Below are 15135 nucleotides of genomic sequence, written 5' to 3'. Positions count from 1 at the left end.
AAAAGGTTTTCGTCAATATATTTCAAATCAAACGGTGCGATATATTTTCAATATGTGTTGAAATGTGATCCAGGGCCTGCTGCTCCAGCAACATTTCGTAATGGCCCAGCGGCAGATTCGAGACTGTGAGATTGGGCGCCAACTGCCCCCACCCCATGTCTTCATGCAGATGAAATATTTCGTATAATGGGTAATCCGACCGAACCAGATGTACGGGAAACCCGTAGGATTGCGGCTTGTGCGCAAGGATAACCGCGATGTTACGGTTCATTCCTTTCGAAAACTCCCGGTAAACCTTGGAGAACCCGACGAAGCTGGTGGTTTCCGGCAGGCCGCCATTGGCAATCAACTGGAGACGCATCAGCTCGATTAGATCGTCTTCCGCCAGGCGATGGGCATCGCTGCCTGCCACTTCCCAGGCAACCCGCTTCAGCGCCCGCATATAGTCCGTGAACCAACGAACCCTGACCACTTGTGAACGGCTGAGCGTTATCAACCGCTCTGTCTGCGTCCCATCCATCACGCCATTGAACAAGCGTGGTGCAATGCTGTCGAGCAGGACGGCGCCGCAAGCGCCGTCTGTACGCCGGCTTGCCATTTCGCACGCCAGCACACCTCCAAAGGACCAGCCCAGCAGACAGAGCCGCTCGGCGTTCCAGACCTCTCCCAAATCCGCGATTGCTTCATCGGCAATCTCCCCGAGAATGCCTTCGGGAAGATCGGTCTTGCCCAACGCCGAGGTGTAGCGCTTATTGAGAGAAAGCTCGACCAGATGCCAGGAATAGCCTGTCATTCGCTCCGCAAGCTGTATGTAACTGCGGATGGGCATTCCGCCGGGATGGACGCAAACCACAGTCATCCCGGCATTCTCTCGGTGGGCAAGTTCACTTGCAGATTTCGGCATCTCCATTCGCCATACCTCGCTGGCCATACCTCGCTGGATTTTGGCTTCTGGAATTCAGAGTTCGCCTTTTTCGAAGAGATCCTTGGCCTCGACAAGATAATTGGCCAACTTTTCGATGGTCGGGTGGTACCACATGGCCGTCGGCGGCAATTCGAAGCCGAGCCACTGTTCCATTTCCCCTGCAAGCACGAGGGTTTCAGTGGAATCCAGGCCGAAATCGGTGAAGATCTTGTTCACATCGATTTCCGATGCCGGAACCGAAAGCTTGTAAGCGAATTTTTCGACCAGCCAGGTCTTGGCTTCTGCGTAGCTGAACTTTGTTTGAACGTCAGACATTATTCGTCACCCTTTGTTGCGTTGAAATGCATTTTAAAAATCGGCCACGTCACCGCGTGACCATGAAAAACAAGGCGCAGATCGCGAAAACATTGGCGAGGGTTCCCCAGAGATACCAACGCTTCGCCAAGGCGCGGAACGGCTCGGCAATCGCATCGAAATCCGATGCCTGGTTGAGAAGCCTTCGCTGGCGGATCTGATTGGGAATGAGCCCCAACATCCAGGACAGGCCCGACAAAAGAAAACAGCCCACTCCATACAGCAACCACGGCGTGTCGAGGAAATTCATACCGTAGCTGCGAGCCATATATCCACCCGTCGCAGATAAGAGTACAGCCCCACCGAACGTAAATACATAATCGGTCAGGAAAACCAATTTTATTGCATACCTTAGTATATTAAGATTATTGCTTCGGTCTGCAATCAGTTTCCACACGGCTGTTACAACAATATTACCAAGGAACATTGTTGCGGCAAAAACATGAACGAACAGGAGCACTTCCGACATGGTCCATCCTGCGATACCATCTCCAGACGCAAATTAGCACCCGGAACCCCAAATGATTGCAACATCCGGCTACATGCCGGCTTTCGACTGTCGCAACGTGACTATTGTTTTGGCCCTTAGGCGAGCGACCTTAACGGCACAATTTTCCATTCCTGAAAACAGGCTCAGGGTGATCGATGCCGTTATGGCTTTATTGCGAAGGGAAGAAATATCTTATAATACCAATAGCTTATGATAGGGAAATGACTTGCCGCCTATTATTCGACGATATATGACTTCTAGCAAGGCGCACCCGATGCCGCATGCGCCTTACGCTGAAAATCTTGTCTCGATTAAAAAAGGCAAAGGCCTCGACTCGATAGATTACGCAGTCTTCCCGATTGGAGCTGCGGCATGCCGTTTCACAAGGCGCGCCGCCTGTGTACCGGAATAGACGCCGCTTTCGTGGAAACCGACGAAATCCGGCCCGAGATCCCTGACAGAGAAGTAAGAACCTGCAAAATACAGCGGACCATCGTCATTGATCGAAGGCAAGCGTGCCTGCATTTTGCTGCTTTCGATGGTAATGACCGGATGCTCGTAATCGAAAGTCTTAATCACCTTGGCAGGATCGATGGGCAGCGGACTATCCAAGGACACGAAATAGTCCTGCTCCGCCTTAAACCCTTGAATTGAATTCATATGATAGACGAGATAGGGCCGCCTTTTGCCATCCACCGTCATACAGCCGTAATTCCAGCTCTTCCACCTGTGCGGCGGCACAGGCATCACGGATGAATCGGTATGGAGAACTGTGCTGCAACGATTGTACTCAAACGTTCCCAGAATTTCGCGCTGCTTCACACTTGGATTGTCGAGCAATTTCAAAGCCTGGTCGGCATGGGTCGCGACAATGGCATAGTCGAATTTTTCCCAGCTTCCACCGGTCTGAACCTCGACACCATCTGCAAGAGCACGCACGGACGTTACCGCCGCATTCAACCTTGGTGGACGCTTGAGGCCGCCAATCAGGATATCAAGATAGCCCTTGGCACCTCCCTTGACCGCAAGCCACTTCACACCCTTCCCCCCAAGGCCATCCTTGCCATGATTAAGGAACATGCCAATCACCATGACCGCGGGAGAATTCAATGTAACCTCAACGGGGACAGACCAGTATGAGCAGGAAATCTGGATCATGTAACCGTTGATAAAGTCGTCAGTATAACCATAGGTCCGGAGATATTCCTCCAATGGAATCTGACACTTGCCCTCCATGATATGGCGAGGCGCTTCCCTCAGCAGGCGATCCGCCTGCTCCCAGACGGAAATGAATTCCGGCCCATAATTAGCCCTAACATAAGCCTCGTCCTTTTCAAATTCCTCTGTGCCGTAATAGGTACCGGCATCGACATCGAAGAAGTTGAAACCACCGGAATGCTCGGTCAGCGGCACGTTCAGCTCAGCAAAAAACTTGGTAAGCTTAGGATAATTGGGCGGATTGAACACCATAAAGCCCGTATCCACACCGACATCACCCAATGGATCAGAAACGACCACTGTGCTTGCATGCCCACCAGGCCGGTCGTCCTGCTCGAAAACATGAACGTCGAAGTCTTTATCAAGCGAATAGGCTGCACTCAGTCCGGAAATACCGGAACCAATTATAGCGACAGATGCCACACTTACCTCCAATAAGAATTAAATAATTTGCTTATTTTAAATATTCGAATGGAACGAGTTATTCTCAAAATTTCATAAACCAGTTTATATTTTACGTTACTAATTTTTTTGACTTGTTTTCTCAAAAAACTATCTTTGTTATTCAGTCGAAGGATAGCAATATTTAACCCACTGTCAACGATCAATGCAATCAGAGGTAATTGTTTTTTTCGCAGCAGCGTCCGAATTTGTTAGCAAGCGCAAAACACGCATGCATATCAAAGGTTTCAGCCCCAAAGCATCACTCGCTTTTCCGATGCAGCTGCAACAGCCCACCTGGACATTCTGCAAAAGATGCGATGAACAGCTCTGCGACGAACGCCCTCGCGCAGCCATCGACATTCATCAAAGCGGATGCGCTCGGCACCTTGGAAGAGCAACCCACACCATTTGACTTTTTCAGCCATGCACCTTTTGGAGATTGAGTCCGCCGTCGAAAATGATCCCCCAACCGGGAACCCCGACCATGGATCTCTTTTGATTCAGACAGCTTATGATGAGGCCCGTCGCGCCACGCAAATTCGCATGCTCGATACGACGCTGAGCCATCTCAAACACATATTATATCAAACTAAGTGTCATAGTATGAAGTGATTGATTGCTGGCTACTGCACCATATTCGCACCACCATTTTCATGGACAACGACTTCTAATAGCTTCGATAAAAGCGTTAATGTGCAATAGACCTTCACGCGAAAAAGCATCAAAATAACTCGACACCCTGTAAAATTCATATTATGTCATGATAAACAGCACTTGCATGAGGAGGAGCGTCATGTATTTAGGAACGCAGGTTGGCGCGCGAGACGACGACGATTATCGGGTGTTTGCCCAATTGGGTCTCAAGCATATCTGCGCCGATCCGCCGGGCGATCCACGCAGCTGGACACTTTCCGATATCGAGCGCCATCGCGACAAGGTCGAGAGCTTTGGTCTGATCCTGGACATGCTGCAATTGCCCTTGCCCTCCAGCCCAATCGAAAGAGCGTCCTATCCGGATATCCTGTTGGCCGGCCCAGACCGCGACCGCCAGATCGATTCGGTTTGCAAGATGATCGAGAACCTGGCCGCGGCCGGAATTCCGGCGGCAAAATACAATCTCAACCTGATCGGCATTCCCCGCACTCCGATGGAGAAAGGCCGGGGAGGCTCAATGAATGAAAGCTTCCGCTGGGACAAGGCCGATCAGGCCGCAGCACCGGGACTGGCTGGCGTTCTTTCGGAGGATGAGAATTGGGAGCGGATCGATTATTTCCTGGAACGGGTCGTGCCGGTTGCCGAAAGCAACAAGGTGCGTCTGGCCTGCCATCCGCACGATCCCTACACGCCGCCTGGCTATAAGGGCGTAACCCGGGTCCTCGGCACAGTGGAGGGATTGAAGAAATTCGTGCAGATGCGCGAAAGCCCTTATCACGGCCTGAATTTCTGCCAGGGATCAATTGGTGAAATGCTGGACAATCCGCGCGAGGAAATCGACGATATCATTCGTTGGTTCGGAACGCGCGGCAAGATCTTCAACGTCCATTTCCGCAATATCAGCGGCGGTAAACTGTCCTTCATGGAAACCTTTCCCGATGAAGGCGATATGGACATGGTGCGATCGGTCAAGATCTACCACGAAGTCGGCTACCAATATATGCTGATGCCGGATCATGTTCCCACCATCAGCGGCCGCGATCCAACCGGCGTCGCCTTCGCCTTCTGCTACGGCTATATCGCCGCGCTGCTCGAAAGTCTGAACTCGGCAAATACGTAAGCCAATACGAACGTTATCCGTTCAACACTCCGCCAGCCGCCATAATGGCGTCTGGTGTGTCGACATCGACAAGAGCAGCCGGACCGATATCGACATCGATCACCGGCAGCGTGCTGGCCGCGATGATTGCCTTGGCGCCCTTATCGCCCGTCAATGTCAGCAATGCCGGACGAAGCGCCTCTGGTAAAATAACCGGATTACCCGGCACGTCCCCTGACGCTGCACGGATGATGGCGCGGCCATCTGCGCTTTCGAATGCTAAGATCAGCGCATCGAGATGCAACGTTGTCAGTCCCGGCATATCGCCGAGCACCACCATGACACCATCCTTGTCGGCCACATCAGGAGAATTTAGTCCGGTGATCAACGAGGATGCCATCCCCTCGGCAAATCCGGCATTGAAGCTCATCGCGGCTGGCAAATCTAAAAGACAAGCCTCGACCTCCTCTCGACGATGTCCGGTGACAACCGTAACGGATGCCGCTCGGCTCGCAAGGCTGATCGCCACCACGCGACGGATCAGTGGGACACCATCAAAGAGAGCCAGAAGCTTATGGGCGCTGCCGCCCATCCGGCGCGCCTGCCCGGCGGCAAGAACGACAATGGCCGTACTGACAGTTTTCGGGTCCGGCATCGGCACACTCTTTATGCTTTGTCTCCACAACAACAGATGATTAGAAGCCTCTCCCGTTTGCAAGGCCAATTTTTGCAGGAGACAACCTAGCTCCTTGTTCGAAAAGACACAAAAGCATCATCCAGCTTTCATGTCGCTGTCACGGTCCAGCGGTAACGCTGCCCTAAAATGTCAGGGGTTTTATATCTCGACCCATTTCGGAGACCGATGATGAACAGACGCGACTTTCTGCTAGCTTCCTGCGCAACCGCAGGCTTGGCCGCCGTGCCGAATTTTGCCTTTGCTGCGGGCAAGGAAATCAATGTCTACAGCGGCTCCGATGCCAATATCATCGACTTCTGGAACAACATCGTTCGCCCAAGCTTCGAGAAGGCCAACAGTGACCTGACGATCAAGGTGATTGATGCCGGCGACAATAACGGTCTGCGTGCGATTGGTGATCGCGCCCTCGCCGCCTTGAAATCCAACAACGATCCGCAGGCAGACCTGTTTGAAGCCTTCAATCCGCGCCTGCCAACCGGCTCCATCGATGCCGGTCTCTGGGTGGCATTTTCCGAGAAGAATGTCCCCAATTTCGGCCGCGTCAACCCGATGGCGATCGATCTGTCGCAGTCGCTGCCCTATCGCGGTTCGCAGGTTCTTCTGGCCTATGACAGCACCAAGCTCGATCCGAAGGATGCGCCGAAAACCTGGGAACAGCTGATTGCCTGGATCAAGGCCAATCCCGGCCAGTTCATTTACAACCGCCCCGACAAGGGCGGTTCAGGCGGCAATTTCGTCCGCCGTGCCATCCACGAAGCGAATGGCCGCGATCCGAGCAAATTCACCGTCAGCAATTACACGGCGGAAGCCGCGGAAAAAGCCTTGCCGCCAAGCTGGAAGATCCTCAACGATCTGGCCCCGTCGCTTTATGAAAAGGGCGCCTATACCTCCGGCAATTCGCAGTCGATCCAGCTGCTTGCCCAAGGCGTCGTCACCATGGTACCGGTCTGGTCCGATCAGGCGCTGCAATCGATTGCCCAGGGCGTGCTGCCCGACACAACACGGCTTGTGCAGCTGACGGATCTGGCGCTTTGCGGCGATTTCGCCCGTATGACGATTTTTTCCAATGGCGCCAACAAGGATGCCGCCCTGAAGCTCGCCAATACTTTGCTGTCTGAAGAAATCCAGTCGGCAATCATCACCGAGCTTGGTGGCTTTCCGGGTGTGTCCTGGGATTATATTTCCAAGGACCTGCGCGAGAAATATGCCGATGTCATTCCCGCATCGATCCCGACATTCCCCAGCGGCGATTGGGAAATGGCGGTCAATGACGGCTGGTTCCGCAATGTCGCACCAGGCCTGGCGCGGGGTTGATGAGCGCGACCAGTTCGCTGTCGCTTGATAAAGGGCGGGAGGCAAAAGCTGGACGCGGGCTGACTGGCCTGCTTCTGGTCGCCCTTCCTATCCTGCTCTTGGGATGGCTAATCATTTATCCGATCATCTCGGCGGTGATCGGCACACTTGTCGTGGCCTCGCCCGAGGGCGGGTGGCACGTTTCAACGGCGTCCTACCGGTTCTTCTTCAGTGACACCTACAGCCTGCGCAATCTCGGCATCACGCTCTGGACCACCGCCGTCTGTGGCGTTGTGCTGCTGCTGATCGGCGTGCCGATTGCGCTCTACCTGCGCTTTTCCTCCAGCAGGCTGGCCGCTTATGTTCAGGCGCTGGCGATCTTTCCGATGTTCGTGCCGTCGATCATCCTCTCCTATGCGCTGATCCGCACCATCGGTCCAAATGGCACGGTCGATATCCTGCTCCACGCCGTAGGCCTGCCGAAGCTGCCAACGCCCTATCTGACACCCTGGGGTCCCGTGATCGGTCTGGTCTGGGACAATTTGCCTTTGACCGTGCTGATGCTGACGGCGGGTCTCAGCGCCATTTCCAACAATGCCGTCGAGGCGGCGCGCGACGCTGGTGCAAGGCCTGTGCAGGTATTTTTGCATATCATCCTGCCGCGCATGGCCAATTCCTTCCTGGTCGCCAGTTCCTTTGCCATTCTCGGAATATTTTCGGCCTTTACCCTGCCCTATCTGCTCGGCCCAGCCTCGCCAGAAATGATGGGGCCTTTCATGCAGCGAACGTTTGCCGATCTGAACGATCCGCTGAATGCCACCACGCAAGCGGTGATCAGCTTCGGCTTTTGCCTGTTTTTCGGCGCGTTCTATGTCTATTCGATTGCCAGAAATCAGGAACGAACACGATGAGGCCCCTGCGATGAGAGTGGGTAGGATCGACTGGACGGGCCTTGCTTTCGCAGGCCTGCTCACCCTGTTTATCGCCCTGCCACTGCTGGTGGTCGGCACCTGGGCCTTTACCGAGGTCTGGCGCTATCCATCAGTGATCCCGCAGCAATTCGGCCTGCGCTTCTGGTTCCTGACGCTTGGCCGCGCCGACGTCTGGGAAGCGCTCTTTCTCAGCCTGCGCCTCACCGCCACGGTGACACTGCTGTCGGCGGTGATCTGTCTTCCGGCCGCCTATGCCTTTGCCCGGATGAAATTTCCGGGCCGCAATCTGCTTTTCCTGTCTTTTCTTGCCTCGCATGCCTTCCCCAAATTCGGTCTGCTGGTGGCCATTGCGGCGATTTTCCTGAAGCTGCATCTGATCAGCACCTTCTGGGGCGTGGCACTGATTCAATTGGTCGGCACGCTGATGCTCATGATCTGGATACCGGTTGCCGCCTTCCAGAATGTAGACCGGCGAATGGAAGAAGCGGCGCGTGATGCGGGCGCCCGGCCCTTGCGGGTTTTCTGGTCGATTACGCTGCCGCAGGCGGCGCCGACCATCTTTGCCGCCCTGCTCCTGACCTTCGTCAGCACGTTTTACGAAACAGAAGGCGCCTGGTTGATTGGCGCGCCGCAGGTGCGCACCATGCCTGTCTTGATGGTGTCCTTCATCAACAATCAGATGGTGGTGCAATATGGCGCGGTGCTGTCGGTCATGCTGTGGGTTCCCTCCTTCCTCGCACTGATCTTTGCCCGCCGCGCCATCGGCACAGGCGCATTCGCCAAGGGCTTTGGCGCCTGAACAGACCCGTCATCGCCTGTAACCGGAACAGAAACGAACACCCATGGCCCAACTGACCCTTGATCGCGTTTCAAAGCAATTTCCCGGCTCCACCGCCGTCGATGCTTTTTCGTTGCATGTAGAGGATGGCGAGCTGGTCTGCCTGCTCGGCCCATCCGGTTCGGGTAAATCGACGCTGCTGCGGATGATTGGCGGTTTCGAAGCACCGACCAGCGGCGTGATCCGGATCGACGGCCAGGACGTCACCCGTCTGCCGCCGGAACGGCGACCGACCGGCATGGTGTTTCAAAGCCACGCGCTCTGGACGCATATGAATGTGTTCAAGAACATCGCCTTCGGCCTGAAGCTGCGCGGCATGGCGAGAAGCGAAATCGCTGACCGGGTCGAGGCAGCGCTGGCGATGGTCGGGTTGAAGGATTACGGCCAGCGCCAGACCTATCAACTCTCGGGCGGCCAGCAGCAGAGAGTGGCACTTGCCCGCTCGCTGGTGCTGGAGCCGAAAATCCTGCTGCTGGATGAACCCTTTGCCAGCCTCGACCAGCATTTGCGCGAACGCCTGCGTGAGGAAGTGCGCGATATCCAGCAGCGGCTTGGCATTACCACCCTGTTCGTTACCCACGGTCAGGACGAAGCTTTGGCGCTGGCCGACCGTATCGTCGTGATGCGGGCTGGACGTGCCGAGCAGATCGCCCCGCCGGACCGGGTCTACCGCGAGCCGGAAACCGAATTCGTCGCAGGCTTTATCGGCCAGATGAATTTCATTCCCGGCATGATGCGCCGGGGCGCATTCACCCATATTGACCTTTCCTTGGCGGTCGATGCCGATAGCAATCCAGAGGATGGCGATGCTGTGCTGGCGGTTCGGCCTGAAGCCCTGCATCTGTCGCCCACCGACCGGGCGGACGCGGCCTTTGTCTGCCGGGCCATCGATTTCGGCAGCCATCTCATGGTCGATCTTCAACTCGGTGATGGCACGAGGGTAAAGGCCATGACCGATCCAGGAACCGGCTGGCAAAAAGGCGACCGCGCCGAATTGCAGGTCAGGGCCTTCCGGGTTTTTCGCCACAATAAGGTGATCTGTGTGTCCCAGACCGCCGAGCGATTAAGGAGCTTTGCCAATGTCTGACGGCTTGTTTATCGAGCGTGACGGTTTCAGAACCATGCTGAAATGGCATCGCGGCCATAAGCAGGCGGGCGATATTTCTTTCACGCCGGACCGGATCACCGAGGGCATGGCGCTTGGCGCCAGCGTCGAAATCGATCTTGTCTGTCATGCCGGTGGCGGCCTGGCCGTGCTGCATGATGAGGTTTTGGACAAAGCCACGACCGGCCAAGGCCCGGCGCGCGGCGCCTCAGTGGACCAGCTGCGCAGCCTGTTTCTGCGCGACCATGATGGACAGCCAAGTACCCACAAAGTCATGCTGATCGATGATCTCGGGCGGGTTCTGGCCAGCACTTCCCATCGTGCAGGCGCCGTATTGCAACTGGACCTGAAGGAAAAGGCCAGCGACTTGACGCAGCAGGACATCGCCGCTTTCGTTGCCGCCATCGGGCCAGTGCGCGACCGTGTTATCCTGTCGGCGGGCGATGCAAAGGCCGTCACCCGTCTGGCAGATGCCCTACCCGGCCTGCCAATCGGTTACGATCCCTGCCATGGCGGCGCCATCGAACGGGCAATGGAAAGTGGTGACTTCGTTACCTTCATCGACGATGCTGTCGCCGCCATCCCCGACGCCGAGATGATCTATCTCGACCATGAGGCGGTGCTGTTTGCCGAGGATCGCGGTTTCAACATGGTCGCCGCCTTCCATGCGGCTGGAAAACGGATCGATGCCTATACGATCAACAGGGCAGACGAGGCATCGCTACCGCGTGTCCTGCGGCTGCTGGCGCTGAAATGCGACCAGATCACCACTGACGATCCGGTCGGACTTCAAGCGCTGATCGCACTCTATGACAATCAACGGTCCATCCCAGGCTGAAACCCGGCGAGCAGCCAGGGATGCAACGCTGGCGAGGCGGCAAGAATGCCGCCTCCGGCGTCAACCGGCATGCCGCCAAAGCCTGTGACCACGCCACCTGCCTCGGTCAGAATCAGGGCTGCGGCGCCATAGTCATGCACCTGCAAGCCATCCTCGAAAAACCCATCCAGCCGCCCACAGGCGACATAGGCAATCGATAGCGCCGCCGACCCGAGACGGCGCACGCCAGCGGTATTATCCATTAACCGGCGGAGTGCCCGGTGATAGAGCTCCTCATCGACGCTTTTCACTTGTCCGGGGACCGGCAAGCCCGCTCCCACCAGCACATTCTGGACATCGGCCACATCAGCACACCGTAGTTTTTCGCCGTTCAGAGTGGCGCCCTTACCGATTTCAGCACTGAAAAGCTCATCGAGCATACTGTCATAAACCACCCCGCAGGTGATTTTACCCTGCTCGGCGATGGCGATGGTCATACCAAAATGCGGCAGACCCCAGGCAAAATTGGTGGTTCCGTCAATGGGATCAATATAGATGACCGGTGCATCTGGGCCACCTGTACGGTTGCCGGTCTCTTCCTCGCCCTGGATGGCATGGTCCGGAAAGGCCTCGGAGACACCGGCAACGATCAGGCGCTCGACGGCGACATCGATTTCCGTCTGGTAATCGCGCGGACCTTTGGACACCATCTGGTCGACATGACGGCGACGCAGCGATTGACGCGCCAGCGCTCCGGCTTCGAGAGCAATGCTGGCAAGGGCTAACAGGCGTGGAGAACTGTCAGGCGCGAGACGGTCGCGGGCGCTAAGATCGGTCATGGCACATTCCGGGATGTTTGGGACAATATCCTCGATTCAGGACAGAACGAGGTCGAATGAATGCCGAAACTTCGCGGAAATGGGCAGAAAAGCAAGTAAAGGATATATGACAGCCCGGCTATCCGATATGCCGGATGCTGACACGATCGCTCTCGGTATCAGTTCAGCAATTGTTGCTCGCGGCTGCGGGCCGCGGACAGCTCGGATGTCGTGTGATTGAGACGATCCGCCAGAACCCGGGTGATTTCCGAGGAGATTTCGGGAAAATCGCTCATCAGTTTCAGGAAGTTTTCCTTGCTGATTTTCAAAACTTCAAGACGCGAGGCCGCCCGCACGGTTGCGGTGCGCGACACATCGCAGAGAATGGCGATTTCCCCGACAATTGAATTGCTTTGAACTTCCGCGACCTTGATCTCGCCAGCATCCGAATTGACCAGAACATCGGCTGTCCCTGAGAGCACGACATAGGCTGCGTCACCGACATCGCCCTGGCGAAACAGGTTCTGCCCCTCACGACAGGTCATCCGGTCGGAAGCAAAAGCCAGAAGCTTCAGCTTGGCTGGAGCAATCTGGGAAAACAGCGGCACACGCCGCAACATTTCGACTTCGTCCTTCAGTAGCATTTGCGTCTTACCCCCTATCGCGCCTGATCACGATATTACGAGAGAAACTGTTTGAACATCCCGTCTTTGGCGGAAAGCTCTTCGAAACTCCCGGTTTCGACAAGATTTCCTTTGTCGAACACGAGTATCCTGTCAAAAAGCCCGCTTATATCCGCATTTGGCAAAACCCAAATGATTGAGGGCCGCTGACCGTCGCAATGCAGGTCCTGCATGATGTGGCTGACGATCTTATCCTGCGCCCGCTGATCGAGCGCCGACAAGGGCCTGTTGAAGATGAAATAATCCGACCGCTTCACCAGCGCCCGCGCCAGATTGAGCTTCTGGCGCTGGACAGCGGTTAACCGCCGCCCTTGCGAGCCAACATCGAAATCCAGCCCGATCGACAGCACGCTTTCGGCAAGGCCGAGGTCTCTAAAAATGTCGCGGATGATCGCACGGATCCGGTCAGACGCATCGGCTTCACGCACAGCCAGCCGGCCAAACAGCACATTGTCCATCAACGATGCCGACAGGGTGAACCGTTCTACGTCGTGACGTTCGATTTTTTCCGCCAGATCCGCGGGAACTCCGGCATGAAACTCGCGACGCGCATCGACGATCTTGTCCATCAACTCCTGCGTCAAAAGGCCGAAACGATGGCGCGGCTCGATATAGGCAAAGCTGAGGCGGATAATGCTGCTGCGCTCGCTGGCCGAGGCTTGCGTTATGGCTGTGCCATGGAGCTTTTGCAGCAAAGCCTCGTAGTCGGGAAGATCCTCCGCGCTCATGAAGGTCAATTGCTGGAAAAACGGATGGTCGGGCGGAAGGTCTCGAAACAGTTCCACAGCATTCGCCGCGATTTCAAGCCCCATTGCATAGAACGCATCGCCAATGCGGGTATCACGCATCACCTTGCGAAAATAAGGATGGGCCGCCAACCGTTGACCGTCGATCATCAAGGGTTTCATCTTGCCGAAAAGTAGATTTTCACCCACCGTCGCCTGGCTGTTATAGGCATCGGCCTCGAAGGGTACGACAATGTCGTCCAGATTCTCGTCATGCAAACGACGGCGCAGCGCATGGCGGATCTCGACGATTCGCTCTGTCAATTCCTGATGGGCAAGCGTATCCACTTGTGAACGCAGGGCGAGATCGAAAATATCTTCGGAAATCGTCACCGCATCCAGAACCGGACGGATCACCTTCAACAGACCATCCGGCCCTTCGGCGCCAGCCGATCGATAATCCACCCAATCGCTGTTGAGATCGAGAAGCGGATTGCCGGATCTCTGCGCCTCCAGAAGGTCACGTTTGTTTCTGCGCGCCGCCAGTCCGTCATAGGTAACATCTGTCAAAGGCGCATGTTTCAACCCGTAGAGGAGATTGTCCCGCAGAGTTCCATGGAAGAAATAGGCATCCGAGGACACGAAGGAAAGCCGCCGCCCGGTGACCGATTCCGGCATGGTGAGAATATCCTGGCCACCAATGCTGATATGGCCGGATTCCGGCCATAGAATACGCCCGAGAGCTTCCGCCAGCGCCTCGCCGCCGCCACCGTTCTGACCGATAATCGCAACCGTCTCATTGGGGGCAATATCCAGCGAAACGCTATTGAGCAGGCGCGCGCCACTATCGTCGCAAAGCACCAGATTCGAGGCCACCAGTGCCTCGGAAAGCGGGCCGACCGGCGTGGCCGCGACCGTGTGAACCCGCGCATCAACCAATCGCTCAACATCGAATTGCTCGACCACCTGAGCATATTTGACCTGAACGTCCTGGCGGGCCTGATCCCAGTCTATCAATTCCTTCAGCGGACCCGGCAGGTCCTTATAGGCGCCGATAACAGCGATGAGCTGGCCGATGTCGAGCCGGCCCTCCAGCGCCATATACCCGCCAATGGCGTAGAACAGAAACGGCGTCAGTTGGGCGAGGAAGTTATTGATGAATTTCACCATGAACTTCCACTGATAGAGATCGTAGCGGATCGAAAAAATCAGGCCGAGACGGGCGGCAATGTCGGCGCGCTCAAAATTGGATGTGTCATGGGCATGGATCGTATGAATGCCATCGACGATTTCGCCAACCCGCCCGGATAACTGGCGCGCCGTCAGCTGACGCTGACGGCCCAGTTCCAGCAGCCGCCTACGCATGCGTGGAATGATGACGGCCTGAACGCAAACCATGCCAGCGGCGATCATTCCCAGCCAGACATTCTGAAGGATGATGAAGATTAGCGCCGTCAGAGCCTGCCCACCCAAAAGCGCCGGTTGGACGAAGGCATCGCCGGTAAAACCGCCCAGCGGCTCGACCTCGTCCTTGATCATCGTGGCAATCTCGGCAGATTTGACCCGCTTGAAATGCACAGGCGGAAACCGCAGGACTCGATCGATCAGCTCGAAGCGGATGCGGCGCAGCATGCGCTCACCAAGCCGCCCCTTATAGGTGTTGATGTAGAATTTGAACAAACCGTTCAGCACGACAAGACACAGGAAGACGACGCTGAGAGCCATCAGCATTTGCAGGCGGTTAAGCTCGAAACCGCTGAAGATTTCCAGATGTCCGATCCATGGCAGGTCGAAGGCAACATGCAAGAACGGCTTTGTCGCCCCAGCCTCTTCAAAGCCCTGGCCTTGAATAGGGCCATTGACGATCTGCTTGGGCAGATCGAAAGACAGGAAATAGGGGATCATCGACAGGCCGACAATGCACAGTATCCACACCTGTTGCAGAGAGGTGTTCGACCAGATGTAACGCCCCAGGCTTTTTTCCATCGTCACTCGTGAAATGCAGCGCCTGTCGTCCCACGCCCCATGCCGCGCGACAACGCC

Annotated in this window: 14 protein-coding genes; 6 read left to right on the top strand and 8 right to left on the bottom strand. The window is 55.9% G+C overall.

All coding sequences use genetic code 11. The features are described 5' to 3' along the window. Window positions 1–22: 22 nt before the first annotated feature. From AVI_RS20015 to AVI_RS20000, 4 genes are all read right to left on the bottom strand, one after another. Window positions 23–904, bottom strand: a complete 882-nt coding sequence (locus tag AVI_RS20015; protein WP_158212742.1) for a thioesterase domain-containing protein — start codon at window positions 902–904, stop codon at window positions 23–25. A gap of 54 nt (window positions 905–958) precedes the next feature. Next, a complete protein-coding gene (locus tag AVI_RS20010) occupies window positions 959–1240 on the bottom strand; it encodes an acyl carrier protein (protein ID WP_012653955.1) in 282 nt (93 codons plus the stop codon). Between the two features lie 49 nt (window positions 1241–1289). Further along, window positions 1290–1748, bottom strand: a complete 459-nt coding sequence (locus AVI_RS20005) for a DUF2269 family protein (protein ID WP_012653954.1) — start codon at window positions 1746–1748, stop codon at window positions 1290–1292. A 363-nt stretch (window positions 1749–2111) separates the two neighbouring features. Then, window positions 2112–3410 (bottom strand): NAD(P)/FAD-dependent oxidoreductase, encoded by a 1299-nt coding sequence (locus AVI_RS20000; RefSeq protein ID WP_012653953.1) that lies wholly within the window; start codon window positions 3408–3410, stop codon window positions 2112–2114. A gap of 814 nt (window positions 3411–4224) precedes the next feature. Between AVI_RS20000 and AVI_RS19995 the strand changes: the two genes are divergently transcribed. Continuing rightward, window positions 4225–5205, top strand: a complete 981-nt coding sequence (locus AVI_RS19995; RefSeq protein ID WP_041698530.1) for a mannonate dehydratase — start codon at window positions 4225–4227, stop codon at window positions 5203–5205. A 13-nt stretch (window positions 5206–5218) separates the two neighbouring features. Here AVI_RS19995 and AVI_RS19990 read toward each other — a convergent pair whose 3' ends face one another. Further along, window positions 5219–5839: a nucleotidyltransferase family protein gene (locus AVI_RS19990; RefSeq protein ID WP_041698528.1), complete on the bottom strand. Its 621-nt coding sequence runs from the start codon at window positions 5837–5839 to the stop codon at window positions 5219–5221. Between the two features lie 210 nt (window positions 5840–6049). Between AVI_RS19990 and AVI_RS19985 the strand changes: the two genes are divergently transcribed. The 5 genes from AVI_RS19985 to AVI_RS19965 are packed head-to-tail and all read left to right on the top strand — an operon-like array spanning window position 6050 to window position 10887. Continuing rightward, window positions 6050–7195: an extracellular solute-binding protein gene (locus tag AVI_RS19985; protein ID WP_041698525.1), complete on the top strand. Its 1146-nt coding sequence runs from the start codon at window positions 6050–6052 to the stop codon at window positions 7193–7195. Beyond that, window positions 7195–8085, top strand: coding sequence for an ABC transporter permease (locus AVI_RS19980; RefSeq protein WP_012653949.1), 891 nt, complete (start codon window positions 7195–7197; stop codon window positions 8083–8085). Before AVI_RS19985 ends, AVI_RS19980 begins: the two co-directional genes overlap by 1 nt. 10 nt (window positions 8086–8095) lie before the next feature. Further along, window positions 8096–8905, top strand: coding sequence for an ABC transporter permease (locus AVI_RS19975; RefSeq protein ID WP_012653948.1), 810 nt, complete (start codon window positions 8096–8098; stop codon window positions 8903–8905). A 43-nt stretch (window positions 8906–8948) separates the two neighbouring features. Continuing rightward, window positions 8949–10031 (top strand): ABC transporter ATP-binding protein, encoded by a 1083-nt coding sequence (locus AVI_RS19970; RefSeq protein WP_012653947.1) that lies wholly within the window; start codon window positions 8949–8951, stop codon window positions 10029–10031. Next, window positions 10024–10887, top strand: coding sequence for a glycerophosphodiester phosphodiesterase (locus AVI_RS19965; RefSeq protein ID WP_041698523.1), 864 nt, complete (start codon window positions 10024–10026; stop codon window positions 10885–10887). The genes AVI_RS19970 and AVI_RS19965 overlap by 8 nt, the downstream gene beginning before the upstream one ends. Here AVI_RS19965 and AVI_RS19960 read toward each other — a convergent pair. The 3 genes from AVI_RS19960 to AVI_RS19950 all read right to left on the bottom strand — a co-directional run bounded on the left by AVI_RS19960 (window position 10866) and on the right by AVI_RS19950 (window position 15078). Next, a complete protein-coding gene (locus AVI_RS19960) occupies window positions 10866–11705 on the bottom strand; it encodes an inositol monophosphatase family protein (protein ID WP_012653945.1) in 840 nt (279 codons plus the stop codon). The two genes, AVI_RS19965 and AVI_RS19960, sit on opposite strands and share 22 nt — an antisense overlap. Before the next feature lie 158 nt (window positions 11706–11863). Further along, window positions 11864–12328, bottom strand: a complete 465-nt coding sequence (locus AVI_RS19955; RefSeq protein ID WP_012653944.1) for a cyclic nucleotide-binding domain-containing protein — start codon at window positions 12326–12328, stop codon at window positions 11864–11866. A 35-nt stretch (window positions 12329–12363) separates the two neighbouring features. Next, window positions 12364–15078, bottom strand: a complete 2715-nt coding sequence (locus AVI_RS19950; RefSeq protein ID WP_012653943.1) for an ABC transporter transmembrane domain-containing protein — start codon at window positions 15076–15078, stop codon at window positions 12364–12366. Between the last annotated feature and the right edge of the window lie 57 nt (window positions 15079–15135).

This window comes from Allorhizobium ampelinum S4 (genome assembly GCF_000016285.1).
In the GTDB taxonomy this organism is placed as follows: Bacteria; Pseudomonadota; Alphaproteobacteria; order Rhizobiales; family Rhizobiaceae; genus Allorhizobium; species Allorhizobium ampelinum.
Note: the sequence above shows the minus strand (reverse complement) of the source record. Positions and strands in the feature narration are given on the sequence as shown.